The organism is Butyricimonas faecalis, from assembly GCF_003991565.1.
In the GTDB taxonomy this organism is placed as follows: Bacteria; Bacteroidota; Bacteroidia; order Bacteroidales; family Marinifilaceae; genus Butyricimonas; species Butyricimonas faecalis.
The window spans coordinates 3,189,360-3,214,309 of record NZ_CP032819.1; the positions used below are offsets into that span (position 1 = coordinate 3,189,360).

General features: G+C 38.6%; 22 protein-coding genes. 21 read left to right on the forward strand and 1 reads right to left on the reverse strand.

Annotated features, from left to right (window positions below):
• Nucleotides 1-47 precede the first annotated feature (47 nt).
• The 20 genes from D8S85_RS21925 to D8S85_RS13700 all read left to right on the forward strand — a co-directional run bounded on the left by D8S85_RS21925 (nt 48) and on the right by D8S85_RS13700 (nt 21,589).
• Nucleotides 48-545, forward strand: a complete 498-nt coding sequence (locus tag D8S85_RS21925; protein ID WP_240648658.1) for a polysaccharide biosynthesis/export family protein — start codon at nt 48-50, stop codon at nt 543-545.
• Nucleotides 517-819, forward strand: coding sequence for a polysaccharide biosynthesis/export family protein (locus tag D8S85_RS21930; RefSeq protein ID WP_240648660.1), 303 nt, complete (start codon nt 517-519; stop codon nt 817-819). The genes D8S85_RS21925 and D8S85_RS21930 overlap by 29 nt, the downstream gene beginning before the upstream one ends.
• 17 nt (nt 820-836) lie before the next feature.
• On the forward strand, nt 837-3,143 hold the full coding sequence (locus tag D8S85_RS13620) for a GumC family protein (RefSeq protein WP_228423226.1): 2,307 nt from the start codon (nt 837-839) through the stop codon (nt 3,141-3,143).
• Between the two features lie 8 nt (nt 3,144-3,151).
• The gene (locus D8S85_RS13625) at nt 3,152-3,652 is read left to right on the forward strand and encodes a CpsB/CapC family capsule biosynthesis tyrosine phosphatase (protein ID WP_127075246.1); all 501 of its coding nucleotides are present in this window, start codon (nt 3,152-3,154) and stop codon (nt 3,650-3,652) included.
• Entirely contained in the window at nt 3,649-3,825 is a 177-nt protein-coding gene (locus D8S85_RS21540) for a hypothetical protein (protein WP_172726519.1), read from the forward strand. Before D8S85_RS13625 ends, D8S85_RS21540 begins: the two co-directional genes overlap by 4 nt.
• A 50-nt stretch (nt 3,826-3,875) precedes the next feature.
• Nucleotides 3,876-5,195, forward strand: coding sequence for a UDP binding domain-containing protein (locus D8S85_RS13630; RefSeq protein WP_106481146.1), 1,320 nt, complete (start codon nt 3,876-3,878; stop codon nt 5,193-5,195).
• A gap of 162 nt (nt 5,196-5,357) precedes the next feature.
• Nucleotides 5,358-6,878, forward strand: a complete 1,521-nt coding sequence (locus tag D8S85_RS13635) for a lipopolysaccharide biosynthesis protein (RefSeq protein ID WP_106481147.1) — start codon at nt 5,358-5,360, stop codon at nt 6,876-6,878.
• Nucleotides 6,868-8,085 carry an O-antigen ligase family protein gene (locus D8S85_RS13640; RefSeq protein ID WP_127075248.1) on the forward strand — a complete coding sequence of 406 codons (1,218 nt, stop codon included), beginning with the start codon at nt 6,868-6,870 and terminating at the stop codon, nt 8,083-8,085. The genes D8S85_RS13635 and D8S85_RS13640 overlap by 11 nt, the downstream gene beginning before the upstream one ends.
• A 143-nt stretch (nt 8,086-8,228) precedes the next feature.
• The gene (locus tag D8S85_RS13645) at nt 8,229-9,431 is read left to right on the forward strand and encodes a glycosyltransferase (RefSeq protein WP_106481149.1); all 1,203 of its coding nucleotides are present in this window, start codon (nt 8,229-8,231) and stop codon (nt 9,429-9,431) included.
• Between the two features lie 13 nt (nt 9,432-9,444).
• Nucleotides 9,445-10,134 (forward strand): sugar transferase, encoded by a 690-nt coding sequence (locus D8S85_RS13650; RefSeq protein ID WP_106481150.1) that lies wholly within the window; start codon nt 9,445-9,447, stop codon nt 10,132-10,134.
• Between the two features lie 16 nt (nt 10,135-10,150).
• Nucleotides 10,151-11,272: an ATP-grasp domain-containing protein gene (locus tag D8S85_RS13655; protein ID WP_158641589.1), complete on the forward strand. Its 1,122-nt coding sequence runs from the start codon at nt 10,151-10,153 to the stop codon at nt 11,270-11,272.
• Between the two features lie 5 nt (nt 11,273-11,277).
• Nucleotides 11,278-12,609, forward strand: a complete 1,332-nt coding sequence (locus D8S85_RS13660) for a phenylacetate--CoA ligase family protein (RefSeq protein ID WP_106481152.1) — start codon at nt 11,278-11,280, stop codon at nt 12,607-12,609.
• Nucleotides 12,596-13,519, forward strand: a complete 924-nt coding sequence (locus D8S85_RS13665) for a sugar-transfer associated ATP-grasp domain-containing protein (RefSeq protein ID WP_172726520.1) — start codon at nt 12,596-12,598, stop codon at nt 13,517-13,519. The genes D8S85_RS13660 and D8S85_RS13665 overlap by 14 nt, the downstream gene beginning before the upstream one ends.
• A complete protein-coding gene (locus tag D8S85_RS13670) occupies nt 13,503-14,543 on the forward strand; it encodes a CapA family protein (RefSeq protein WP_106481156.1) in 1,041 nt (346 codons plus the stop codon). The genes D8S85_RS13665 and D8S85_RS13670 overlap by 17 nt, the downstream gene beginning before the upstream one ends.
• The gene (locus tag D8S85_RS13675) at nt 14,540-15,757 is read left to right on the forward strand and encodes a glycosyltransferase family 4 protein (RefSeq protein ID WP_106481157.1); all 1,218 of its coding nucleotides are present in this window, start codon (nt 14,540-14,542) and stop codon (nt 15,755-15,757) included. Before D8S85_RS13670 ends, D8S85_RS13675 begins: the two co-directional genes overlap by 4 nt.
• 14 nt (nt 15,758-15,771) lie before the next feature.
• Nucleotides 15,772-16,851, forward strand: coding sequence for a hypothetical protein (locus tag D8S85_RS13680; protein ID WP_106481158.1), 1,080 nt, complete (start codon nt 15,772-15,774; stop codon nt 16,849-16,851).
• Nucleotides 16,852-16,856: 5 nt separating this feature from the next.
• Nucleotides 16,857-18,098: a DegT/DnrJ/EryC1/StrS family aminotransferase gene (locus D8S85_RS13685; RefSeq protein WP_106481159.1), complete on the forward strand. Its 1,242-nt coding sequence runs from the start codon at nt 16,857-16,859 to the stop codon at nt 18,096-18,098.
• A gap of 78 nt (nt 18,099-18,176) precedes the next feature.
• Entirely contained in the window at nt 18,177-19,220 is a 1,044-nt protein-coding gene (locus D8S85_RS13690) for a polysaccharide biosynthesis protein (RefSeq protein ID WP_106481160.1), read from the forward strand.
• Between the two features lies 1 nt (nt 19,221).
• Entirely contained in the window at nt 19,222-20,382 is a 1,161-nt protein-coding gene (locus D8S85_RS13695; RefSeq protein WP_106481161.1) for a UDP-N-acetyl glucosamine 2-epimerase, read from the forward strand.
• A gap of 1 nt (nt 20,383) precedes the next feature.
• Nucleotides 20,384-21,589, forward strand: coding sequence for a capsular polysaccharide biosynthesis protein CapF (locus tag D8S85_RS13700; protein WP_106481162.1), 1,206 nt, complete (start codon nt 20,384-20,386; stop codon nt 21,587-21,589).
• An 819-nt stretch (nt 21,590-22,408) separates the two neighbouring features.
• On the opposite strand, the gene D8S85_RS13705 is transcribed toward D8S85_RS13700, so the two are convergent.
• Nucleotides 22,409-22,627 (reverse strand): helix-turn-helix domain-containing protein, encoded by a 219-nt coding sequence (locus tag D8S85_RS13705; protein ID WP_106481163.1) that lies wholly within the window; start codon nt 22,625-22,627, stop codon nt 22,409-22,411.
• Nucleotides 22,628-22,897: 270 nt separating this feature from the next.
• Between D8S85_RS13705 and D8S85_RS21935 the strand changes: the two genes are divergently transcribed.
• Nucleotides 22,898-24,934 (forward strand): SusC/RagA family TonB-linked outer membrane protein, encoded by a 2,037-nt coding sequence (locus D8S85_RS21935; protein WP_240648662.1) that lies wholly within the window; start codon nt 22,898-22,900, stop codon nt 24,932-24,934.
• The last annotated feature ends 16 nt before the right edge of the window (nt 24,935-24,950 follow it).

The following is a 24,950-nucleotide window of genomic DNA, read 5'->3' on the forward strand; positions in this document are numbered from 1 at the left end:
GGAGGGAGTTTGAAAATGAAATTTAACCAAATAATGATTTACAAGTAATGACGGGAACTAGAAGGATGTTTTTTATCGGTATGCTGGTTTGTCTGCTGGGGGCTTGCGCTTCCCCAAAAGACGTGGTGTACCTGCAGGATGCGAAGGTCAATTCCAGGGTGAAAGCGGCGTTGCAATACCGGACGGTGATTCACGTGGATGATCTGTTGTCGATCGTGGTCTCTTGTGATGACATCGAGGCTGCGCTTCCCTTTAACACGCCGATGATCGGGTTGGGACAGAATAATACCAGATCGGGTAACGAACAACTTTACGGTTACTTGGTGGCCACGGACGGGACGATCGATTTCCCGGTGCTGGGCAAGATCAAGGTGGAGGGGCTGTCCCGAACGGAGTTGGCAGCCAAGTTAAAGGAAGAGTTGAGCGGTTATTTGAAAAATCCGATCGTGACCATCCAGTACTTGAACTTCAAGGTAACGGTACTGGGTGAGGTGAAAGCTCCCGGGGAGTTACAAGGTGAACAGCGAGCGGGTTTCCATCTTTGACGCGTTGGGCATGGCGGGCGACCTGCAGATCAACGGGAAACGTAAAAACGTACTGGTGATGCGGGAGGAGGGTGACGAGAAAGTTTTCGCCCAGTTGGATCTCACGTCCGAGAAAATCATTCACTCCCCGTTTTTCTACTTGCAACAGAACGACGTGGTTTACGTGGAGCCCAATAAAGCCCGGATTGTCGGGGGCAACGCCGGGGCATTCCTGCCTTACGTGTTATCGAGTATCTCCACGTTGGTAGCCATTTTGGCCATCGCGATTCGCTAATTTGAAACAGGGATAATATGGAATACAATAACTTGAACAGAGAGAACGGGGGCGATCCCGAGAGCATGGATATAAAAGTGGTGGTGGAGAAATTTATCTCCCGCTGGCGTTGGTTTGTCGTTTCGATTCCCTTGTGTCTGCTCATCGCTTTTTTGGTTTGTCAAAGCCGGGTACCTATCTATAACGTGACGGGGAAAGTGATGATCAGCGACTCTAAAAAAGGGGAACTGGGATCAAACGTGATGATGAAAGAACTGGGATTTGCTGCTACCGATATGTTCGTGGAAAACGAGATTGTGGAATTGCAGTCCAAGAATTTACTGCGGGAAGTGGTGAAAGAACTGGATTTGAATATCCGTTACTTTCGCGAGGGATTCTTGCGGGACCGGGAACTGTACGACTCCTCACCCGTGAAAGTACTCGTGGATAACCCCGCCGGGATTCGGGATACCTCTTTCTATGTCACGTTGGACACGGCAAACGTGGTGGTTTTGTCGGACCTTGACGGGAAGGAAATTTGGAGCGGACATTACTCGGAGAGCGTTTCCATGGGCGATTATCACTTGTCGATAGAACGAAACGGGGAAGTGTCTTCCCGGGAAAAAATCCGGGTAGACTTGTCCGATTACCGGAAGACGACGGATCGTTTTTCCAAGAACCTGAACGTACAGATACTGGTAAAAAACACGAATTCGGTACTGGTGTCTTTAAAGGATGCTGTTCCGACCAGGGGGATTGCTATTATCAACACGTTGGTTAAACGCTATAACCGGAACGGGATCGATAATAAAAGGATTGTTTCGGAAGCCACGGTCGAGTTCATCAACGAGCGTTTGGACGTGATTAACCAGGAACTGGGTTCGATTGAGCGGAGCGCGGAGAATTTCAAGAAGACCAACCGGTTGACGGACATCACCTCGGATGCCGCTTTCGTGATGGAACGTAAAAAACAGTCGGAGGCCGAGTTGTTGAAATTGCAGACCGAGTTGGATGTGTTACGGAGTATCCGTGCAGCGATCACGCAAAAGCGGGTGGACGAGTTTACCTTGTTGCCGGAAAACTTGGGACTTTCGGACGAGGGATTAAATGCCGGGATTGCCCGTTACAACGAGATGGTGCTACGTCGGGGTAAATTGCTGCAAAGTGCCAGCGAGAGTAACCCGATCGTGATGGGATTAAACACGCAGTTGCGGGAGTTGAAGAAAAATATACAGGAAACGATTTCCAACGTGGAAAGCGGCTTGCTGATCAAGTTAAAGAGCGTGGAAAAAGAGAACACCTCCGTGAACAAGATGCTGAACTCCGTGCCCACGCAAGAAAAACAATACCGTGCCATCGCCCGTCAACAGGAACTGAAGGAAAACCTCTTCCTTTTCCTGATGCAAAAGCGGGAAGAAGCGGAGATCGCGAAATTGATCTACGTGGCCACGGCTAAGATTATAGAAGACCCCTCAGCGGGTAACGCTCCCGTGGAGCCTAAAAAAGCCTTGATCATGCTTGTGGGGTTGATACTTGGGATTGGAATACCGGCGGGAATCATCCTGTTGCTAGAAACGTTGAACGATAAAGTGTGTTCCGTTGACGAAGTGAAAAGGGCACTCCCATTTCCCGTACTGGGGAACATCCCCGAATTGTGTAAGGAAGAGACTACTTTGCAGAGGGAGAATTTCTCCGTGTCGGAATCCATGCAGGTGGTACGGGAGAAGTTAAATTACATGCTGGGAGAGAAAGCTTGTGCCGTGCTTTTGGTGACATCCGGGGTACCGGGTGAGGGGAAAACGCTGGTGGCCGCTCATTTAGCCCAGGCTTATGCCAAAGCGGGTAAAAAGACATTACTGATCGGGTGTGATTTGCGTAATCCAAGGTTACACACGTATCTTCACAAGGACTACTCCCGGGGGCTATCGGCTTACTTGGCGGGAATGGAACCGGAGTGGAAAAGTTTGGTGCATTCGCTGGGTGATCACCTGGATGTCCTGTTCGGGGGAGATGTACCCCCTAACCCGATAACTTTACTTTCCGGGGAGCGGTTTGTAAAAATGTTGACAGAGCTGAAAAAGCAGTACGATTGTGTTGTTTTGGATACACCTCCCGTGGGAATCCTTGCAGATGCTTTAACGATGATAAAACAAGCGGACGCCTGTATCTGCGTGACTCGCTTGAACGTGTTGCCGCGAGGGATGTTAGCCTCTTTGCGAGCCCTGGAGAGCGAACACCATGTAACGAATTGCGGGGTTATTGTCAACGGCGTATCCCGGAGAATCCATTATTACAAGTATGGATACGGGTATGGTAGCTATTATAACAAGCAACATAAGGAATAGAGTGAATCATGTGGTGGTTTCGAAAACGGAAGCAAGTGCTTTTTGATTACACGCGTGACATTCATTCGCATATTCTCCCCGGGGTGGACGATGGGGTGAGGACTTACGGGGAGGCAATAGCCATATTGAAAGAGTTGTCTGAGCTTGGAGTAAGGCGAGTGACGAGTACTTCTCATGTTTATTTCCCTACCCTGATGAACGGGCGGGAAAATCTTCGTCCCTTGTTGGAAAATCTTCGGGCTGGTTTGCAAAAGGAGGGGGTTAAGATAAAATTGGACTTGGGAGCCGAGTACCGTGTCGGAGAGTACATGTTGGGTTTGATCGACCGGGGAGAGATTCTGTCCGGGGATGAAAACCGGGTACTGGTGGAACATAGTTTTTTATCTCCCTCACCTTTTTTTGATCGAGTAGTGTTCGAGCTACAGGCTAGGGGATATGAGGTGGTACTGGCTCATCCGGAGCGGTACGCATTCTGGGGGATGATATTGTCCGACATGGGGAGGAGTTGAAGAATAGGAATTGTCGGTTGCAGGTGAATATTCTGTCGTTTGCGGGGTATTACGGGAAGGAGGCGCAACGGGGAGCGGAGAGGTTGCATGATGCGGGGTTGATTGATTATTATGCGGGGGATGTGCATGGGATGAGGCAGGTGGAGGGGATAAGGAAATTTTTGGTAGGTTGAGGGTAATTATTTGAATCAAAAAATATAAATGAAACAATAAAATTCACGTCATGAACAAATTTGAAGATATAAAAATCGCTGTGGCCGGGACCGGTTACGTTGGCTTGAGTATAGCGACATTGTTGTCCCAACATCATCAAGTGAAGGCGGTAGACGTGATACCTGAAAAGGTGGAGAAACTGAACAACAGGATCTCTCCGATTCAAGATGATTACATCGAGAAATATTTGGCAGAAAAGTCCTTAAACTTGGTAGCCACCCTCGATGGTAAGAATGCTTATAGTGATGCGGATTTCGTGGTGATCGCCGCCCCGACCAATTACGACCCGGTGAAAAACTATTTCGATACCTCTCGTGTGGAAGAGGTGATTGATTTGGTCCTGGAGGTAAACCCCGATGCGGTGATGGTTATCAAGAGTACCATTCCGGTGGGGTACACTCGCAATCTCTATGTCAAGTACGCTCAAAAGGGAGTGAAAAAGTTTAATTTACTCTTCTCGCCGGAGTTTTTGCGTGAGAGTAAAGCCTTGTATGATAATCTGTACCCAAGTCGGATCATAGTGGGCTATCCTAAAATTATAAACAAACCCGGATTAGCAGAGGAGAACGAGGCAATAAAGGCTGTGACAGATGTTGAAATGTTGGAAGAGGCTGCCAAGACATTTGCGGCTCTCTTGCAAGAGGGGGCTATTAAGAAAGATGTTGACACGCTCTTTATGGGAATGAAGGAGGCGGAGGCAGTGAAACTTTTTGCCAATACTTATCTTGCCTTGCGTGTGAGCTATTTTAACGAACTTGACACGTATGCAGAGATGAAAGGACTCGATACAAAATCAATCATAGAGGGAGTGGGACTTGATCCTCGAATCGGCACGCATTACAATAATCCCTCTTTCGGTTACGGGGGATATTGTTTACCGAAAGATACAAAGCAGTTGCTTGCCAACTATCAAGATGTACCACAAAACATGATGTCTGCCATCGTGGAGTCTAATAAAACCCGTAAGGATTACATTGCAGATGCGGTGTTGAGAATGGCAGGTTACTATGGTGAGAACGGACAATGGGATTCAAGTAAAGAACATGCTTGCACTATTGGGGTTTATCGCTTGACAATGAAGGCAAATTCTGATAATTTCCGTCAATCTGCTATTCAGGGAATTATGAAACGTGTGAAGGCTAAGGGGGCAGAAGTAATCATTTACGAGCCAACCCTTGGAGATGGAGAAACATTTTTCGGTAGCAAGGTTGTCAATGACCTTGTCAAATTCAAGGAGATGAGTAAAGCTATTATTGCAAACCGTTTTGATGACAGTCTTGGGGATGTTGAAGATAAGGTTTATACTCGTGATATTTTTAGGAGGGATTGATTCTTAGATTAACGAAATATTATGTTTAGAGTTTTTAACGTTAGTGGAATGGTGTAGTTGTTCGTTTCATCATAACGAATGATGATATCGCATGGTAATTGTATTATCGAGAATAATCTAAAATATTTGGGAATATTAATGAGAATAAGACTATTTTGAATTATGCGAGTCGCAAATAAAGTTGCAATTAATACAGTTATTCAATATACGAGATTACTTCTCAATTTTGTAATATCTCTATACTCTGTTAGAGTTATACTAAATGCTCTTGGTGCAAGTGATTATGGTATTTATGATGTGATTGCAGGTGTAATTGCTATTCTTGGATTTTTAAATTCTTCTTTGAGCCAAACATCTATACGTTATCTTTCAGTAAGTTTAGGTAAGAATAATCTTTCAGATTTACGTAATACATTCAATAATTGCTTTTGGTTGCATTTATTTATTGCTATTGGTATCGTTGCCGTATTGGAATTTATTGGATTATTTATATTTGATGGTTTTTTAAATATTCCTAAAGAACGTATAGAAGCTGCTCGTATCGTTTTTCATTGTATGTCAGTAACAATGTTTTTGCATATATTTATAACACCTTTTAGCGCATTTATTATATCGCATGAAAATTTCTTCTATTCATCTTGTATATCAATACTTGATGCATTGTTAAAACTTGGTATAGCATTCTTTCTTGCTTTTACTACTGGTGATAAACTCGTTGTTTATGGAATTCTAATGATGACAGTAGTAATAATAAATGTTGTGATGTACATTTTGTATATTTTTGTCAAATATAAAGATGAGTTTTATATCGGGAAACCTTCATTTAAAGGGATTAAAAAGCAGTCAAAATTTGCGGGTTGGACGATTATCGATGTTCTTGGTACGATAGCTAATAGGCAAGGATATGCTATTATGTTGAATAAGTTTTTTGGTCCTGTTACAAATGCTGCATTTGCTTTAGCTCGGCAAATCGAAGGGCAAATATATACAATATCTGCTGCTGTTATAGATACGATAAAACCTCAAATAATGAAGAGTTATGGATCAAATGATAGGGAAAGAATGTTTAAACTTTCTATGACGGCGGGGAAATTTGGTTTTATATTGATGTCTTTTATTGCTATACCACTCATTGTTATGATGCCTTTGATTCTTGAATTATGGCTTAAAAGTGTTCCAGAAAGCACGGTGACATTTGCAAGGTTAATGGTATTGGCATGTATGTCGGAACAATTAACACGAGGTCTAGTATATGCCTGTCAAGCTATTGGGCATATTAAATGGTTTTCCATTATAGTATCATGTATTAGAGTTTCTGCACTTCCAATATCAGTATTATTACTTAGTTTAGGATGTTCGGCATATGTGGCGATTATAGTGTTTTTTATATGTGAAGTTACTGGATCTATTACTAGAATATTTGTAATATCTAAACTTGAAAATATTAGTTCATTATTTTTTTTTCAAAGTGTAATAAGTCGTGTGTTGCCTTCATTTGTTGTTGCATTTTTACTCTGTTTCACAATACATTTTTTTTGTAAGACATTGTTAACTATGATATTTAATATTATAATTACTTCTTTTTCGTATCTTATACTTATTTATCTTGTTGGTTTATCTGCAGAAGAAAAATATGCGATTAATAACATTATAAAGTCTGTTTTTCATAGAAATGAAAGATAACATAGTATTACATTTTCTAAAAGTTTGTTCTTTATTAGTACTACTTCTTTTGACAGCATTGTCTTACCATCCGATGTTCTCTAGTTTTGTAACAGATTGGCAAGATATAAATCCTCTTAAGAAATATATTTATCTTATGATGGCGGTTACATTTTTTTTACATATTGGTATTAAATCTTGGCTGTCAGAGTCATTTATACGTAACTATTTTAAGTGGGTGTTACTTATTGTTCTTTGGGGATTAATATTTGTTGTTTTTTGGGATACTACAGATTATTTCGGTGAATCGAAAAATGTAATGATTGCATTGATGTTTATCTTAATAGGTTATAATGCAAAGCTTAAGAACAATGAATTATTAATTATATTAATATCATATTCTGTAATGATATTGTATTGTGTCTATTGTCAGATTGTTAGTAATTTTGGTGGTTTTATCATTGCTGATACTTACATGCAGTATGGTAAAAATACCTTAGGAGTTATGACATCTTCGTCATGTGTGGCTATGGGGGTTGTTGCTATAAGTTTGAATAAGAAATATTATTGTAAAATATGTTTGTGGGGTATCGCCTTGTTGTTATTATTTTTTACGATTACTATTAGGGCAAGAGCAGCATTTATAGTTACAATATTTCTGATTTTATATATTTTATATAGAAAATTTAAGGATAATAGTAATTTAAAAAGTTTAGTAGTTGTAGTTTTTATTAGCCTGATATTGGGTGGAGTATTTTTGGGAATGCTTCAAAATTTGTGGGATTACATCTTTGATTCATTTACGCAAAATCAAAGTTCTGATTTGACTTCTGGTCGAATGAGTAGAAATTTATTTGCTATAGAAATAATTGCAGAAAGTCCGTTATTTGGTAATCTAATTACTAATTATACTTATGAATGGATTCACAATTATGCTTTACGGCAATTGTCTTCTTATGGTATACTTGGATCTTTTCCTCTTATGGGGCTCTACGTAAGTCTTGTTGTGTTTGTTGTTAAAAATGTTATAAAAAGAAAGTTAACGCTATTAACTCTCGGTTATTTTGTTTTCATGGTTCCTGTTATTATTAGTTGGGAAGAGCCAACTTTTCCTTATGCCCCAGGTACAGGTGCTATATTACCTTTTGTTCTTATGGGGTATAGTCTTTTTAAACAGAAAGATGAATTACAAAAGTGTTGTGTCAGGTGTCATAAGTTGCCAGTTTAAATGTTAGATAATGCTAAGAGTATTAAATTGATGCCATAAGAAATAGTCTAATTTATTTGTTTATAAAGATAGCTTTTAGGCGATCAATAGGATTTAAAGATTAGTAGTTTATCAATTACGGTTTTGTTAAAAATCTAATATACATGAAAAAACGAGTACTAGTTGTTACTCCTGTTTACCCTGCTGATGATATTCCTAAAACGGATACTCCTGTTGTGCATTATTTTACTCGTGAATGGGTGAAGATGGGGTATGAGGTGAAAGTAATTCATTGTGTAACAAACTTTCCTAATATATTCTATTACTTAATTAAACCGTTTAGAGATCTAATAGGTTCTTATGAGGGGTATGTGATTAGAGATCATCCATATGTAGATAAGGAATACGAGTTAGAGGGGGTGCATGTAAAGAGAATTGCAATGACAAAAATGAAGCCACATTCTAGATATTCTAAAAAAGTAATTAATGCTACAATTTTTAAAATAGAAAAATTTTGTGAAATAAACAATTTTTGCCCCGATGTTATTATTGGCCATTGGCTAAATCCTTCTATTGAAATAATGCCGGAATTGAAACATAAATTTCATTGTCTGACTTGTTATGTAGCACATTGGACTAATAAAAGAACAGTTTATGGCGATAGGCTAATAAACTATCTCAATGATATTGATGTCATTGGATTTAGATCGATTTTTATTCGAGAACAATTCTTAAATGTTTATAAGGTAAAAAAGCCATCATTTTTGTGCTATTCTGGTATTCCGTCTTCGTATTTGGATGATACTTTTTCTAAAGATTTTTCGACAATAAAAGATTTTATTTATGTTGGAACAATGATAGCAAGAAAATGTCCTGCGCAGATAATACCTGCCTTAAGTAATGCCTTTGGGCAAGATCCTTTTACAATGTTATACATTGGAACAGGAGAACAACTTTCTAAGACAAAAAAGAATGCGATAAGATATAAAGTTGAACAAAATGTCCAGTTTTTAGGACGGCAGGATAGAGATGTCATTATTAATTTACTTATGAAAAGTCAAGTTTTTATCATGATCTCAATAGAGGAAACATTTGGACTTGTTTATTTAGAGGCGATGGCAATGGGGTGTATTACAATTGCTTCTCGTAATGGAGGATTCGATGGTATTATAAAAGACGGTGTTAATGGTTTTTTATGTGAAGAAGGGAATGAGAATGAATTGTCAGATATTATTAAACATATTAGGACAATGTCAGAGGCAGAATTGTTAATTATTTCAAAACGAGCAATGGAAACTGCAACAGAATTAACTGATAAAAGAGTAGCAAAGAATTATATAGATAGTGTTTTTAATACTAGTAAATAAGAACGATAAATTCATGTATAAACATTTTTTTAAGCGTATTTTAGATTTTATTATTACCCTTTTGGGTTTTATCTGTATTTCTCCATTCTTTTTGATACTTTGTATCCTAGTTAGATGTAAATTAGGTTCGCCAGTATTTTTTATACAGGTCCGAATAGGTAAAGATGAAAAACCGTTTAAAATTATTAAGTTTCGAACAATGACAGATGCTAGAGATAAGGATGGTAATCTGTTGCCTGATACGGAGCGATTCACGCGATTTGGTAATTTTCTTCGTAATTCAAGTCTAGATGAACTTCCAGAGTTAATAAATGTTATCAAGGGAGATATGAGTTTGGTTGGTCCTCGTCCTCTCTATCCATTTTATTTACCATATTATACACCTGAGGAAAGTTTACGTCATACAGTTCGTGGAGGGATTACAGGTTTGGCGCAGATAAATGGGCGTGCGTTATGTAGATGGAATGACCGTTTTGCTTATGATTGCAAATATGTTAAAGAAATGTCATTTGTAAATGATATTAAGATTCTTTGGAGAACTTTTTTTAAGGTAGCAGGAAAAAATGATATTGGTATTCCCTCTGTGACGGAGGAAGGAGGACTTCATCTTGTGCGTAAAATTCAACGGCCAGAGAAAATTGAATATGTGGAAAAAATTCAGTTAAAATGGGGTGGGTATAATGTACCTCATTTCAATAAATAATACATTATCAATAAATATGAATAATCGTTTGATGATTCTAGGTACGAATGAGTATCAGAATCCTGTTATTGTTCGTGCTAAAGAATTAGGATATGAGACTCATGTTTTTGGTTTACAGAGGGGAGAAATCGGTGAAATTACAGCTGATTTTTTTCATCCTGTTGATATCTTAGATTATGACAGACTATGGAAAGAATGTCAGAAATTGCATCCGTGTGGTGTAGTTTCTATTTGTTCAGAACTTGCAATGCATCCCATGAATTTTCTGTTGCGTAAGATGGGAATTCCTTGTAATAGTGAGTGGACAGAGAAAATTTCTACAAATAAGTATCTCATGCGTCAAGTAATGAAAGAAGGAGGTATTGATAGTCCCAATTTCATGCTTGTTACAGAAAAAAGTGCTATTGAAGATATTTATGCAGCGACTTCTGAATTTATTTATCCTCTAATTTGTAAACCGGTAGATTTAAGTTCAAGTCGTGGTGTATTTAAGATTGAGAAAAAAGAAGATTTAGAAAAAGCTCTTGATTATGCTTTGGGATGGTCAAAGGAAAAAGAAGTTATTCTTGAAGAATTCATTGAAGGACCAGAGTATAGTGGTGAAAGTATTGCGTATCAAGGAAAGTATAAATTGCTAGCTATAACAGAAAAGTATACAACTGGAGCTCCCCATTTTGTTGAAATAGGTCATCGTCAGCCTGCGCTTTTAGAGCTTGAGATGTTCAAGAGGGTAGAGCAGACTCTTTACAAAGCTTTTGAGACAATGAAGATAGAATATGGTGCTATTCATCCAGAATTTCGGATCACTAAAGAGGGTAAGATTTATTTCATGGAAATTGCTACTCGTATGGGGGGAGATTGTATAGGTACTGATTTAACACCATTATCTTCTGGTTATGATTTCATGGGAATGGTGATAAATATCTGTTGTGGTAAAGCTCCTAGTTTTACTAAAATTCGAGAACCAAAGCTTGCCGAGAATCATTATATTATGAGTCAAGCTAATCTTGACGAGTTCAATCGTCTCAAGCTTGAAAATCCAAAATCTATTTGGCGTTGTAGTGTAATGAAGGAAATAAGCGGGAACCCAATATTGAAAAGTGCAGATAGAGCTGGGTATTATATTACCGTAAAATAGAACATATGACACTATTGGAAGTATTACGTAATCAGTTTTTTTGGGGAATAGACTATTTGAAGGGGGGATATGTAAGGAGAGCTTATAATCTCCTTGATAATTGTGAATCTGGTAAATGGACAGAGTCTGAGATTACGGAGTATCAAAAGAAACAATTAGTGTTTTTGCTTCAACACGCAAAAACAACAGTACCTTATTACATGGAACAGAAGTCTTTTGATATTAATAAATGGCCAGTCGTTTCAAAGTTTATTATCAAGGAAAATCAAGATAAATTTTTTTCTACTAAATATAAGAAAGAGGATCTTATTGTTATGTCTACAAGTGGTTCTACGGGAACTCCTTTTAGATGTTATCAGAATATTGAGAAAAAACGTCATGTTAATGCAGAAGTTCTTTATTATAATGGGCAAACTGGTTATAAGATCGGACGTCGCATTATATATCTTCGTTCTGTTGTTCAAGAAATTGCGAAATCTGCCATTTCGCAATTTGCTCAAAATATTTACTTGTTAAATTGTACAGATCTTAGTGAGGCAGGGATAGAAACCAAATTAAAGTTTATAAAGAAATATACAAAGGGGTGTGGAGCAATGATGATGGGGTATTCTTCAACTTTAGATGCATTTAGAAAATATTTTGATAAATATGGTTTCGATAAAGCCAAGGGATGTAATCTTTATGGTGTTGTTGGTGGTTCTACGATGCTTTATGATAATACACGAAATACTATTGAAAAAGCGTTTAATTGTAAATGTTTCTCAAGATATGCAAATGAGGAAAATGGTTTTTTAGGGCAAGATGGGGTAAAGAATAATGTTTTCTTTATGAATCGTGCTAATTATTACGTGGAGGTTCTAAAGTTAGATTCTGATGTGCCTGCCGAGATAGGTGAAATTGGACGTATTGTAGTTACAGATCTGTATAATTATGCGATGCCTATGCTTAGATATGATACTGGTGATGTGGGAGCTTGGGAAAAAATAGAATGTAATGGTACAGAAAGAATGGCTATAGGTAATTTTGGAGGACGTGTTGTTGATATGATTTTTAATTGTAACGGAGAAACTATATCCCCTCACTCAATTTCTACGGCGATGTGGAAATATCAAAACGTAGAACAATACCAGTTTGCTCAGATTGGTAAGGGTATTTATGAGATTCGATTGAATATTGTTTCAAGTACAAAAATAGACGAAGAGGAATTAAAGAGTAGTCTAAAAGTTATTGTTGGAGATGGATCTACAATAATGATTAAGTATGTGAATGAAATTCCTGTTTTAGCTTCAGGTAAAAGGCGTTATGTTGTAAATGAGTATACAAATGAATTATTTTAAATATTTCAAAAAAGCTTATCTTGCAAATAAATCAGCTGGTGACGGAGTGTTGTCACTTCTCAAGTTTTTTTTGTATTATGTAAAGTATGGTTATTCTATTCGTGATTTTTTCTCATGTGAATTCTGTCATATGAGAAATTCTGAAATCTTAAATTTTATTTCAACACGTGAGATTTTGTTGTTTTATAAAAAATTCAATGATTTGTTCATGGAGAGAAACCTAATAAATAATAAAGAGAAAACGTTGGATTTATTTAGCTCTTATATTTATAGAGATTGGGTGAGTGGTATAGATGATAAGCGTTTAGAAGAATTTTTGAGTAAGTATGATAAATGTATTGTAAAGCCGTTGGAAGGTAGTGGTGGTTATGGAATTGAAATTGTTGATACTGATTTAATTAAAGATGGTAATTATTCTGTTGAGGGGAAATTGATAGAAGCTCTTATTATACAACATGATGAAATTAATAAACTATATCCTTATGCGGTAAATACATTGAGAGTATTTAGTTATTATGGTCATATTATAGGCTCAGTTCTTCGTGTGGGTAGAGGGGGAATGAATATTGATAATGCCTCGTCGGGGGGATTATTTGCAGAGGTTGATATTAATAACGGTATTATTAGACGTAATGCAGTAAATTATCAAAATAAGGAGTATGTTGTTCATCCTGATACACAAGTCCAATTTTTGGGTTTTCAAATTCCTATGTGGGATGACATCTGTAATCTAATTTGCGATGCAACAAAACTTGTTGAAGGTATACCTTTATTGGGTTGGGATATAGCGATTACAAATATAGGTCCTGAAATTGTGGAGGTTAATGCCCAACCAGAAATTGCACTTCTTCAAATAAGTTCAAAAAGGGGGTTAAGACAAATATTAAGAAAATATGATCTTTATTGGTGATATCGCTTGTCCATCTTTAAAGGTGGATTCTTTTATCTCTAGTATAAGAAGTCTTGGAATTTTTAAAAATGAGATTGTTGTGTTAAATCTCGAGGCAAATATCCTTGATGAAAAAGAAAATAAAAGAAGTTTGACATTATTTAATTCTCCGAAGGTTATTGATGCATTTACAGATGCAAAGAAAGTAATTGTTACTATGGCCAATAACCATATGTATGATTATCCTTCAAAAATACAAATAACAGCATCTTATCTGAGAAGTAAAAATATAGGAGTTTTTGGTATTTGTGAAAAGGATGGTTCTGTTCTTCCTTTTGAATATGAAGAAAATGGGATTAAGTATGCTTATTTCGGTCATTGTTGGGGATTATATACACGTACGAATACGAATAATGAAAATAATGTACGTATTGTTGATCATGATTACGATATTTTTGCAAATATTGTTTTGGATTATGTTAAGATGAATCCAAGAACAAAAGTTTATTGTTTTATGCATTGGAATTATGATCGGGAGAAATTAATAATGCCGATGCATAGGAAATTTGCTCATTATTTAATAGATCGAGGTGTTGAAGGTGTAATTGGAAGTCATTCACATAGGCCTCAGGGGGCAGAAATTTATAAGGGGAAGCCTATCGTTTATGGGCTTGGTAATTTTTATCTTCCTTCTGGTATTTATTTTGATGGCAAATTAGTTTATCCAGATTATGCCAAAGAAACTTATGCTCTTAAGATTTCAGGGGAAAATTCGTCTCTTGTCTGGTTTGAAACAGATAAAGATGATAAAGTGATATCATTAATGTTGGAGGAATCTTTGTATGGAGAAAAAATCTCAAAATATTCTCCATTTTCTAATATGTCAGATGCTCGTTATGTTTCATACTTTAAAGCACATCGAAGTAAAAGTTTGTTTGTTCCAATATTTCGTGATTTCCAAGGAAAGAAATATCATTTTAATGAAAAATGGGCAATCTGTCGAGTGAAAGTAATTAGATTTATAAAAAAACTAGTAAAACGATGAATATTCTTTTTTTATCATTATCGTTTAGTACTAGTAAACATAAAAGTTTTTATGAAGATCTTCTTTGTGAATTCCAAAAAAGAGGTAATAAAGTTTATGTTGCATGTGCTAATGAAAGAAGTAGTGAAGAGCAGGATGGTTTATATGAAAAGGATGGAATGACAATTTTGCGTATAAGAATTGGAAACATTACGGGAAATATTGGAATTATTGAGAAAGGAATTTCTACAATGACAATAGATTCTTTGTTTCTGAAAGCAATTAGAAAAGTGTATTATGATGTAAAGTTTGATTTAATTATATATCCAACTCCTCCAATTACGTTGGTAAATACAATTACTAAAATAAAAAAGAGAACAGGAGCAAAAACATACCTTCTTTTAAAGGATATCTTCCCACAGAATGCTGTGGATCTTGCTTTGATGCAAAAAAATGGAATAAAGGGATTGATATATAAATATTTTAGGAGAAAAGAGAAAAAATTGTATGCAATATCTGATCATATTGGTTGTATGTCTCCAGCAAATGTAGAATATGTGCTTAAGCATAATCCAGAAGTGAAACGTGACATTGTTGAGGTTTGTCCTAATTGTATAGCTTTACCAGAAGTTAATCCTGTCACCCAAAAGAAAGAGGTATCAGATTTGAGGATAAAGTATAATATTCCTAAAGATGCAAAAATATTTATTTATGGTGGAAATTTAGGGAAGCCTCAAGGTATTAAATTTTTGGTAGATTGTTTGGATAAGGAAAAAGATAATAAAAAAGTATTCTTTATTATTATTGGTTCGGGAACGGAGTTTGGTCGGATCGAAAATTTTATTAAAAAATCCCAAACGAGAAACACTCTTCTTTTAAAATATTTGCCTAAAGAAGAATATAAATTGATTGTTAATCAGTGCCAAGTAGGTATGATTTTTTTAGATTATAGATTTCAAATACCTAATTTTCCTTCTCGGCTTCTTTCTTATATGGCAGCTGCAATGCCAGTTATTATTGCGACAGATCCTAATACTGATATGGGTACTATTGCAGAAGAGAATGGATTTGGCTACAAATGTCTAAGCAACGATGTTGAAGGTTTTTCCCAGGCTGTAGATAAGATTATAAATTCGAATATTGAGGAAATGGGTAAAAATGCATGGGAATATCTTGTAAAGAACTATACTGTTTCTACTGCATACAATATTATAACAAGACATTTTAGTAAATAATTTAAAAATACATAATGATGAAAACGATTCTCGTTACGGGTATCGGTGGGTTAACGCCTCGTTCTCTTGCCGGTATTATTCGTGAAAACCATCCTGATTATAAAATCATCGGTTGTGATATAGAAAAAAAAGCTGTCGGTTTTTTCATGGAAGGACTTTTGGACGAATATTTTATTTGTCCTCGTTGTAATACTCTGGAATACTTTCCTTGGATAGAGAAGCTTGTCAAAGAAAAGAATATTGATTATGCTTTTGTGCAACCAGAAAGTGAAATTGTTGAGTGGGGAGACTATTATGAGAAAAATGGTAGATTTCCATGTCCTGTGTTTATGGGATGTAAAGCGCTCTCTGTTTCATTGAAAGATAAGGCTATCATGGCGGAACTTCTTGAGGGAACAGAATTTATTCCTAAAACTATCAAGGTTACACAGGATAATCCGCGCTATGAAGATGTAGAAAAAGTTATTGGTTTTCCCTGTTGGATTCGTGCAACTAACGGAACAGGGGGATTGGGATCTCTTCGTCTCGATGATATCTGTAGTTATAAAAGTTGGTTGTTTATCAATTCTAAAATTCCGGAGTTTACGGTAAGTGAATTTCTTGCAGGGCGTCATCTTGCTAACGAGATGCTTTATTATAACGGAGAATATATAAAGGGTGCTGCTTTGGAGTGTGTAGAATATGTGATGGCCAATACGGCTCCTTCTCATGTTACAGGTAATACTCATTTTGGGCGCTTCCTCAATGAAGATCAGATTAATAAGTTTTGTGATGATTGTGTTAAGTATTTAGAAAAGAAACTTGGTGTATCTGCACATGGTATTCTTTCCTTTGATTTAAAGGAAGACAAGAATGGTAATATGAAAGTTACGGAAGTGAATATTCGGCATATGGCATATACTGGAGTTATGGCTCATGTAGGATTCAATCTTATTGAAGATACAATTAAGATTATGGAAGATGGGAATTGTGATAGGGTTGAGAAAGCTCCTTATTATCATTATGAAAAACCCTATGTTTTTTTGCGTGATGTAGATGTGGAACCCATTATTTTAGAGAGTGAACAAGTCTTCAATCATCCTTTTCAAATATAGTAAGAATGGATAAACGTATTTATCTCTGTTTAGCACACATGAGTGGTGAAGAGCAGAAATTTATAAAAGAGGCATTTGATACAAATTGGGTTGTACCTCTTGGACCCAATGTGAATGGCTTTGAGGCAGATCTTGAAAGATTCATAGGGGAAGATAGGCGGGTTGTAGCTCTTTCTGCAGGTACTGCGGCTTTACATCTAGCATTATTGGCTTGTAAGGTAGGACAAGGGGATGAGGTAATAGTGCAGTCGTTCACGTTTTGTGCTTCTAGTCATCCAATTACCTATCTTGGTGCTTCTCCTGTTTTTGTGGATTCGGAATTAGATACGTGGAATATGGATCCTGTTTTATTGGAAATAGCTATAAAAGACCGTATAGTTCAAACAGGACGTAAGCCTAAAGCCATAATTCCTGTAGCTCTTTATGGTATGCCGTATGATTGTGAACGAATCATGGAAATAGCGAATCGTTATGATATTCCCGTAATTGAAGATGCTGCAGAAGGGTTTGGATCTAAGTTTGATGGACGTATGCTTAGTACCTATGGGAAATATGGCGTTTTATCATTTAATGGTAATAAAATGATTACTACTAGTGGAGGAGGTGCGTTAACTTGTACTAATGATGAGGATAAACGTGAAATTATGTTTTATGCAACACAGGCTCGTGAGTCATATCCTTATTATCAGCATGAAAAAATAGGCTATAATTATCGTATGAGTAATATTTGTGCTGGAATTGGTCGCGGGCAGATGTTTGTGGCAACAGATCATATTGCTCATCATAAACATATTCAATCTCTTTATCGGGAATTGTTTAAAGATGTAGATGGTATTGCTTTGCATGAAAACCCATCTTCACGTTATGATAGTAATTTTTGGCTTTGTACTATTATTCTTGATCCAAAGTTGCAAGTGAAAGGAGAAAAAGATGCTTATAAAAATACGATTCAAGGAGCAGTTGGGGGAGCTGCTGGTGTAACTCATGTTACTTCGATTTTGCATACAGATTGCGAACCCAATCTGAATGTTGAAGCTATGCGTAGAATGCTTGATATTGCAAATGTTGAGAGTCGTCCTTTATGGAAACCGATGCATAAACAACCGGTTTATAAAACAGCAATATCTTATACGAATGGAGTAAGTGAAAGTTTATTCAAGAGGGGACTTTGTCTTCCAAGTGGTCCTTATGTTTCTGATGATGATGTGAAGTACATTGTAGAGCAAATCAAAGAGAGTATTGGTTAATGAACTGCTTTAATTGTTGAGCGGCATTTGTAACATAAGAAAGTTTCTTAGATAAAATATAAATAATAAAATATTATCATGTCCATTTTTAAAGACAAAGTTTTAATGATTACCGGAGGTACCGGTAGTTTTGGTAATGCCGTGTTGAAAAGATTCCTTCGTACTGATATTGGAGAGATTCGTATTTTCTCCCGGGATGAAAAGAAACAGGATGATATGAGACATGAATACCAAGCGAAGTTTCCAGAGGTAGCACATAAAATTAAATTTTATATTGGAGATGTTCGCTCGTTGGAGAGTGTGCGGGCTGCCGTGCCGGGTACAGATTACATTTTCCATGCGGCAGCCTTGAAACAGGTCCCTTCGTGTGAGTTTTTCCCGATGGAGGCTGTTCGTACGAACGTGGTTGGGACGGATAACGTGTTGACGGCTGCGATTGAGAGCGGGGTGAAGAGTGTTATTTGTCTTTCCACGGATAAGGCGGCCTACCCGATAAATGCTATGGGGATTACTAAGGCCATTGAGGAAAAGGTGGCTGTGGCTAAGAGTCGTTTGTGTAATCCTGATAAAACAAAGATTTGTTGTACGCGTTACGGTAACGTGATGTGTTCCCGCGGTTCCGTTATCCCTCTTTGGATCGAACAAATTCGAGCAGGACTTCCCATTACTCTCACGGAACCATCAATGACTCGTTTTATCATGAGTCTGGATGAAGCAGTTGATCTTGTTCTTTTTGCTTTTGAGCATGGGGCTAATGGTGATATTCTCGTGCAGAAAGCACCGGCTTGTACGATACGAGTTCAGGCGGAAGCTGTTTGTGAACTTTTTGGAGGAAAGAAAGAGGATATTAAGGTGATTGGTATTCGCCACGGGGAGAAGATGTACGAGACACTTCTCACGAAGGAGGAATGTGCCAAGGCGGTGGATATGGGGAATTTTTATCGAGTCCCGGCAGACAACCGGGATTTGAATTACGATAAATTCTTTACCGAGGGTGACGTGAAGCATGTTACTATCGAGGAATTTAATTCCGATAATGCCTATCGGTTAAGTTTGGAAGAAACTAAGGCAAAAGTTGCTTCATTAGAGTATATTCAAGAGGAACTGGCAAAAAAGAAATAGTATGGCAGAATTTAAGAATAATGGTAAATTGAAGTTGCTTATCATCGTGGGGACAAGACCGGAAATTATTCGTCTGGCTGCCGTGATAAACAAGTGTAGGCTGTATTTCGATTGTTTGCTGGCTCATACCGGGCAGAATTATGATTATAATCTTAACGGGATTTTTTTCAAAGATTTGGAATTGGCTGATCCTGACGTGTATATGGATGCAGTGGGGGCAGATTTGGGGGAGACAATGGGTAATATTATTGACAAAAGTTACAAGTTGATGGTGGCAACCCGGCCGGATGCGGTTCTTGTGCTTGGGGATACGAATTCTTGCCTTAGTGTGATCGGTGCAAAGCGTTTACATATTCCGATTTTTCACATGGAAGCGGGTAATCGTTGCAAGGATGAGTGTTTGCCGGAGGAGACCAATCGTCGGATTGTTGATATTATTTCCGATGTTAACATGGCTTACAGTGAACATGCTCGTAGGTATCTTGCGGAATGTGGACTGCCCAAGGAGCGCACTTACGTGACGGGTTCTCCGATGGCTGAGGTGTTGCATCAGAATTTGGCTGAAATAGAGGCTTCCGATATTCACGAGCGTCTCGGACTGGAAAAAGGGAGGTATATCCTTCTCTCGGCTCATCGTGAAGAAAATATTGATACGGAGAAGAACTTTCTTTCTCTTTTTACGGCGATAAACATGATGGCAGAAAAATACGACATGCCGATTCTTTATAGTTGTCATCCAAGGAGTCGTAAACGTTTGGAGGCTTCCGGTTTTCAACTTGATCGTCGTGTGATTCGGCATGAACCATTGGGATTTCATGATTATAATTGTTTGCAAATGAATGCTTATGCCGTTGTTTCCGATAGTGGAACGTTACCCGAGGAAAGTTCTTTCTTTATTTCCGTGGGACACCCATTTCCGGCAGTTTGTATTCGAACCTCTACAGAACGTCCGGAGGCTATCGATAAGGCTTGTTTCTTTATTGCCGGGATTGATTCCGATTCTTTGTTACAGGCCGTGGAATGTGCTGTTGATATGAACAGAAACGGAGATCATGGGCTTCCGGTGCCGAATTACGTGGATGAGAATGTTTCCACGAAAGTGGTGAAGATTATACAGTCTTATACCGGTATTATTAACAAGATGGTTTGGAGAAAGTTTTAGCATGAAAATACTTGTTACGGGTGCAAAAGGATTCGTGGGTAAGAACCTTTGTGCCGAATTAAGAAATATCAAGGACGGAAAATCTCGTTGTTGGGGAGATGTGGTTATTGACGAAGTTTTTGAATACGATGTAGATTCTACTTCAGAGGAGTTGGACGAGTGGTGTAAGGAGTGTGATTTTGTCTTTAATTTGGCGGGAGTCAATCGTCCGCAAAATCAAGAAGAGTTTATGGAAGGGAATTTCGGTTTTGCTTCCACGTTGCTTGATTCTCTCAAAAAGCATGGGAACGCGTGTCCGGTGATGCTTTCATCTTCCCAACAGGCTTCATTGACCGGACGCTTTGGTAATTCCGAGTACGGTCGTTCGAAAAAGGCCGGAGAGGATTTATTCCTTGATTACGCAACGGATACCGGGGCTGAAGTGTTGGTCTATCGTTTCCCAAATCTGTTTGGAAAGTGGTGTCGTCCGAATTACAATTCGGCTGTAGCAACGTTCTGTTATAATATTGCGAATGATTTGCCTATTCAGGTGAATGATCCCACGGTTGAGCTGGAATTACTTTATATTGATGATCTTGTGGCGGAGATGGTTTCTGCCTTGAAAGGGGAGGTGCATCGCTGTGAGTTTGACGGGTTGGAGGTGGTACCTTCCGTTGCGGGGACATATTGTTACTGCCCAATAACTCATAAGATAACGCTCGGAGAGATCGTAAGTCTGTTACATGAATTTGCCGATCAGCCTTCGACATTAATGATGCCGGAGATCCCTGCCGGTTCTTTTGCAAAGAAATTATACTCGACATTTCTGAGTTATCTGCCGGAATCTAAAGTGGCTTTCCCGCTTAAAATGAATGTGGATGCTCGTGGGTCTTTCACGGAACTTTTGCATACTGCAAAGTGTGGTCAAGTCAGTGTCAATATTTCTAAACCGGGAATCACGAAGGGGCAACATTGGCATCACTCCAAGTGGGAGTTTTTCATTGTTGTTGCTGGGCATGGATTGATTCAAGAACGTAAGGAGGGAACTGATGAGGTGCTTGAGTTCGAAGTTTCGGGAGATAAGATACAAGCGGTACATATGCTCCCAGGTTACACTCATAACATCATTAATCTTTCAGAAACAGAGAATTTGGTGACGGTGATGTGGGCAAATGAAATCTTTGATCCTACGTATCCAGATACCTATGGGGATCCAGTTATGAAGTAATCTGGTCTTGAAAAGACTGTAGAAATAGTATTATTCTTAAAAGGGTATAACGAGAGTGATTTACACTTTTGTTATACCCTTGTTGTTTATAGGCATGCCGGTGTGGCGTGCCTTTGTTGTTAAAGGTCATCTCACGAAATTTAAAAATACGTGAGTTCGAAATAAATCAGCATAAAACAAGAAGAGCGCCCACGCAAGGACTTGTAAAGAATTAGAAGAGATAATTATGGGGAAATAATCCGGTGTATAGTCCGATTTAATACATGAAATCAAGATTGAAACATGATTACATTCGGAACACTACCGTGTAAAGCGCTATTAAAGCGCTATTAGAACCCTATTAAAACGCTATACGGAATAGCGTTTTAATAGCATTCTAAAAGCTTACTAAAAATTTTATATATGGTAGAGATCTGCTAGTGATTATGATTTGTTATAGTTCTGTCATTTTAATAGGATATCTACATAGCATGAAATGCTACAATACATGCCGAATACTTTTATCACTATGCTTGTTGATTTCTTGGATATCGGGAAGGGGTAGAGGATAAGGAAATGTAGGAAATTTGTTGTAAACCATTCTTAGGGGATGACCTTATTAAAATTATTCGTTACTAATTGGTGTGTTTGTGAATGCCAACGAGAGTCACATTTACGCTACTTAAAGCAAAGTATGTAAAAAAGTTCATGGATAATTTGAAAAGTATTCATATATTTGCATATATGACTTAATGACGGTAGGAAAACCTGCCTTAAATATATGTGAGTTTGTCCAAATGAATAGTAACCTAAACGAAGATATGAAACTAAAAAATGAATTTATTCAACATCAACTAGCTCTTTTAATTTGACGTTAAGCCCTCGGCTTATTTTATAAAGAGTACGTATTGTTGGATTCGTATTACCAGATTCAAGTCTAGCAATATTTGCATTATCCATATTGGAAGCTGCTGCAAGTTCTTCCAATGTCATAGGTTTAGAAAGCCTAATCTCCTTTATTCTTTTACCAATTTTTAAAATTAAATCTCTATCATCCATTTTGTTCTATCATAAATGATAAAAACAAAGGAAAGGATATAATATGGTTAAGTTTCTATCATATATGACAGGAAAATAAGTTATAGAAAATTGTTTAACAAATTAATGATTAAACCAAAAACAATTTAAAAGGAAAGAACAGAAGAAAATATTCTTCCTCGGGAAGAACAAACGAAAAAAATGAAAGAGGGGTGCATTCCTCGTCTGGAAAACACAGAATAGCACCCCCTTACATTAATTAACCTTAGTAATTAACGAATAATCAAAGTTATGAAAAAAACTTATGACAGGAAAGGTTTTAAGCAAAAGTTACTATCGAAGAGAAAGACCGTCGTCACGGTGACTCGCTTGCTGATCGTCTTATTGCTCGGGTGTCCGCTACTGGCTCGGGCCGGGATGAGAGATTCAACCCGCTTAGAAGGTTATCGGGTGCAGGGAACGGTTGTCGACGAGAAAGGAATCCCCCTACCCGGGGTTACCGTACGACTGGATTCTACTATGCTAGGCGTCACGACCGACAATGAAGGGAAATTTCTTTTACGTTTACCACAGGTTCGGGGAGTCCTCGTGTTCTCGTTTGTGGGATATAAAACCGTGAAAATGAAATTTGAACCGGACAAACTATTGTACGTTCGCATGAAAGAGGATATTTCCGAACTGGATGAGGTTACCGTGGTGGCCTACGGGGAGCAATCGAGGCGGGATGTGATCGGGGCCATGTCAATCGTGAAGGCCGCGGACATTAAAGATATTCCCTCGCCTTCCCTTGCTAATCTACTGCAAGGCCGGGTCGCCGGGATGAGCGTGATCAATGCCTCCGGGGCTCCCGGTGGTGGAGGCATCGTTACCACGATACGGGGATTTAACAGTTTGTCGGTGGAAGCCTCCCAACGTCACTCGGAACCTTTGTGGGTGATCGACGGGGTGCCCATGTATTCATTCACTTCTCCCATCTCGGGGTTGAACACGCTGTCTGAAATCGATCCGAAAGACATCGAGACGGTACAAGTGCTTAAAGATGCCGCCTCGGCTGCCATCTACGGTTCGCGTGCCGCCAACGGGGTAATCCTGATTACCACGAAGAAAGGACGATTAAACCAGAAAGCAAAAGTCAGCCTGAATGTTTCGCGAACATTTATTTTTCAACCGAATCTTCCCGATCTCACGGGTGGGAACCGGGAAAGGTATCACAGGATGGAGGCCCTTAAGAACCAACAAGAGGCCTACCTCGATTACGAGAATAACGTTTACAAGTACCCGGAAAGCTACTGGGAATCCTACGAGAACGGGGTAAAGTACAATTATTTCTGGAACATGGGTGATGGGGCAACCATTCCGCTCTATCAAGATAGCCTGAATCCGTTTTACAATAATTCGACAGATCTGTTCGACTATTATTTCAGAACAGCCAAGGTTACGGATGCCAATATTCAGGTTTCCGGTGGTGGCACAAATATCGCCTACAACATCGGTCTGGGATATTACGATGAGAAAGGCGTGCTGAGAGGCACGGGGTTCAGTAGGGTGAAACTGCTCTCCAATCTCTTCGTGAGCCCGGTTGAGAAGATGAACATGAATCTGCGGTTCTATCTTGCTCGCACGGATCGGAGCCGTTCGTCAAGAGACCAAAACGGGTACGACTTTTCAACCGGTAGCGACTTGGAAACAATTCCTTCCGAGTTGCTGACCACCTCAACGCTATGGCCGGGAAAAGGAACGCCCGCCTTCGAGGAGATGATTAACCGATTCAAGGGGACGATCGAGAAAAACGACTCGTACAGGGCGAGGGCCAGTTTTGACGCGAGCTACGAGTTCGTGAAGGGATTGACGTTCAAAACCTCTGTTGCCGCGGACTACTCGCAACAGAACCAAAACCTGTTCCGCCCCTCGTATCTTGACGAGTACAACGAATCATATTCCGGAGGACAGATCGCGAGAGCGATGATGTTGTTGAACGAAAACCTGCTAACCTACAAGCACACTTTCAAAAATGATCATAACGTGGACATTTTACTAGGCCATTCGGTGCAAGTCAACGAGAATCATCTTGTCGGTGGTTACGGGAGAAAGGCTCCCAGCGATCTGATTCACTACGTGTCGTGGTACGAGAATGTCTACGATGTTAATGCGAACCGTGTTCTGAAAGATTTTCACTCGGACAAGGAGAGAAGTACCATGGTCGGGTTGTTCGGGCGACTGAACTACAACTACCGACAGAAGTATTTCGTTTCCGTCACCGTGAGAAGGGATGCCTCGTCCAAATTCGGCGAGGACGTCAGGTGGGCCACTTCCCGTCGTATGCCATAGGGTACGCGTTCTCGGA

Excerpts from the sequence above, each read along its gene's own strand:
- D8S85_RS13645 (WP_106481149.1), top strand. The coding sequence starts at position 8,229 with ATGAAAAAACGAGTACTAGTTGTTACTCCTGTTTACCCTGCTGATGAT.
- D8S85_RS13670 (WP_106481156.1), top strand. The coding sequence starts at position 13,503 with ATGATCTTTATTGGTGATATCGCTTGTCCATCTTTAAAGGTGGATTCT.
- D8S85_RS13685 (WP_106481159.1), top strand. The coding sequence starts at position 16,857 with ATGGATAAACGTATTTATCTCTGTTTAGCACACATGAGTGGTGAAGAG.
- D8S85_RS13680 (WP_106481158.1), top strand. The coding sequence starts at position 15,772 with ATGATGAAAACGATTCTCGTTACGGGTATCGGTGGGTTAACGCCTCGT.
- D8S85_RS13620 (WP_228423226.1), top strand. The coding sequence starts at position 837 with ATGGAATACAATAACTTGAACAGAGAGAACGGGGGCGATCCCGAGAGC.
- D8S85_RS13630 (WP_106481146.1), top strand. The coding sequence starts at position 3,876 with ATGAACAAATTTGAAGATATAAAAATCGCTGTGGCCGGGACCGGTTAC.
- D8S85_RS13695 (WP_106481161.1), top strand. The coding sequence starts at position 19,222 with ATGGCAGAATTTAAGAATAATGGTAAATTGAAGTTGCTTATCATCGTG.
- D8S85_RS21935 (WP_240648662.1), top strand. The coding sequence starts at position 22,898 with ATGAAAAAAACTTATGACAGGAAAGGTTTTAAGCAAAAGTTACTATCG.
- D8S85_RS13625 (WP_127075246.1), top strand. The coding sequence starts at position 3,152 with ATGTGGTGGTTTCGAAAACGGAAGCAAGTGCTTTTTGATTACACGCGT.
- D8S85_RS13650 (WP_106481150.1), top strand. The coding sequence starts at position 9,445 with ATGTATAAACATTTTTTTAAGCGTATTTTAGATTTTATTATTACCCTT.
- D8S85_RS13640 (WP_127075248.1), top strand. The coding sequence starts at position 6,868 with ATGAAAGATAACATAGTATTACATTTTCTAAAAGTTTGTTCTTTATTA.
- D8S85_RS13665 (WP_172726520.1), top strand. The coding sequence starts at position 12,596 with ATGAATTATTTTAAATATTTCAAAAAAGCTTATCTTGCAAATAAATCA.
- D8S85_RS13690 (WP_106481160.1), top strand. The coding sequence starts at position 18,177 with ATGTCCATTTTTAAAGACAAAGTTTTAATGATTACCGGAGGTACCGGT.
- D8S85_RS13705 (WP_106481163.1), bottom strand. The coding sequence starts at position 22,627 with ATGGATGATAGAGATTTAATTTTAAAAATTGGTAAAAGAATAAAGGAG.
- D8S85_RS13660 (WP_106481152.1), top strand. The coding sequence starts at position 11,278 with ATGACACTATTGGAAGTATTACGTAATCAGTTTTTTTGGGGAATAGAC.
- D8S85_RS21925 (WP_240648658.1), top strand. The coding sequence starts at position 48 with ATGACGGGAACTAGAAGGATGTTTTTTATCGGTATGCTGGTTTGTCTG.
- D8S85_RS13635 (WP_106481147.1), top strand. The coding sequence starts at position 5,358 with ATGCGAGTCGCAAATAAAGTTGCAATTAATACAGTTATTCAATATACG.
- D8S85_RS13700 (WP_106481162.1), top strand. The coding sequence starts at position 20,384 with ATGAAAATACTTGTTACGGGTGCAAAAGGATTCGTGGGTAAGAACCTT.
- D8S85_RS13675 (WP_106481157.1), top strand. The coding sequence starts at position 14,540 with ATGAATATTCTTTTTTTATCATTATCGTTTAGTACTAGTAAACATAAA.
- D8S85_RS13655 (WP_158641589.1), top strand. The coding sequence starts at position 10,151 with ATGAATAATCGTTTGATGATTCTAGGTACGAATGAGTATCAGAATCCT.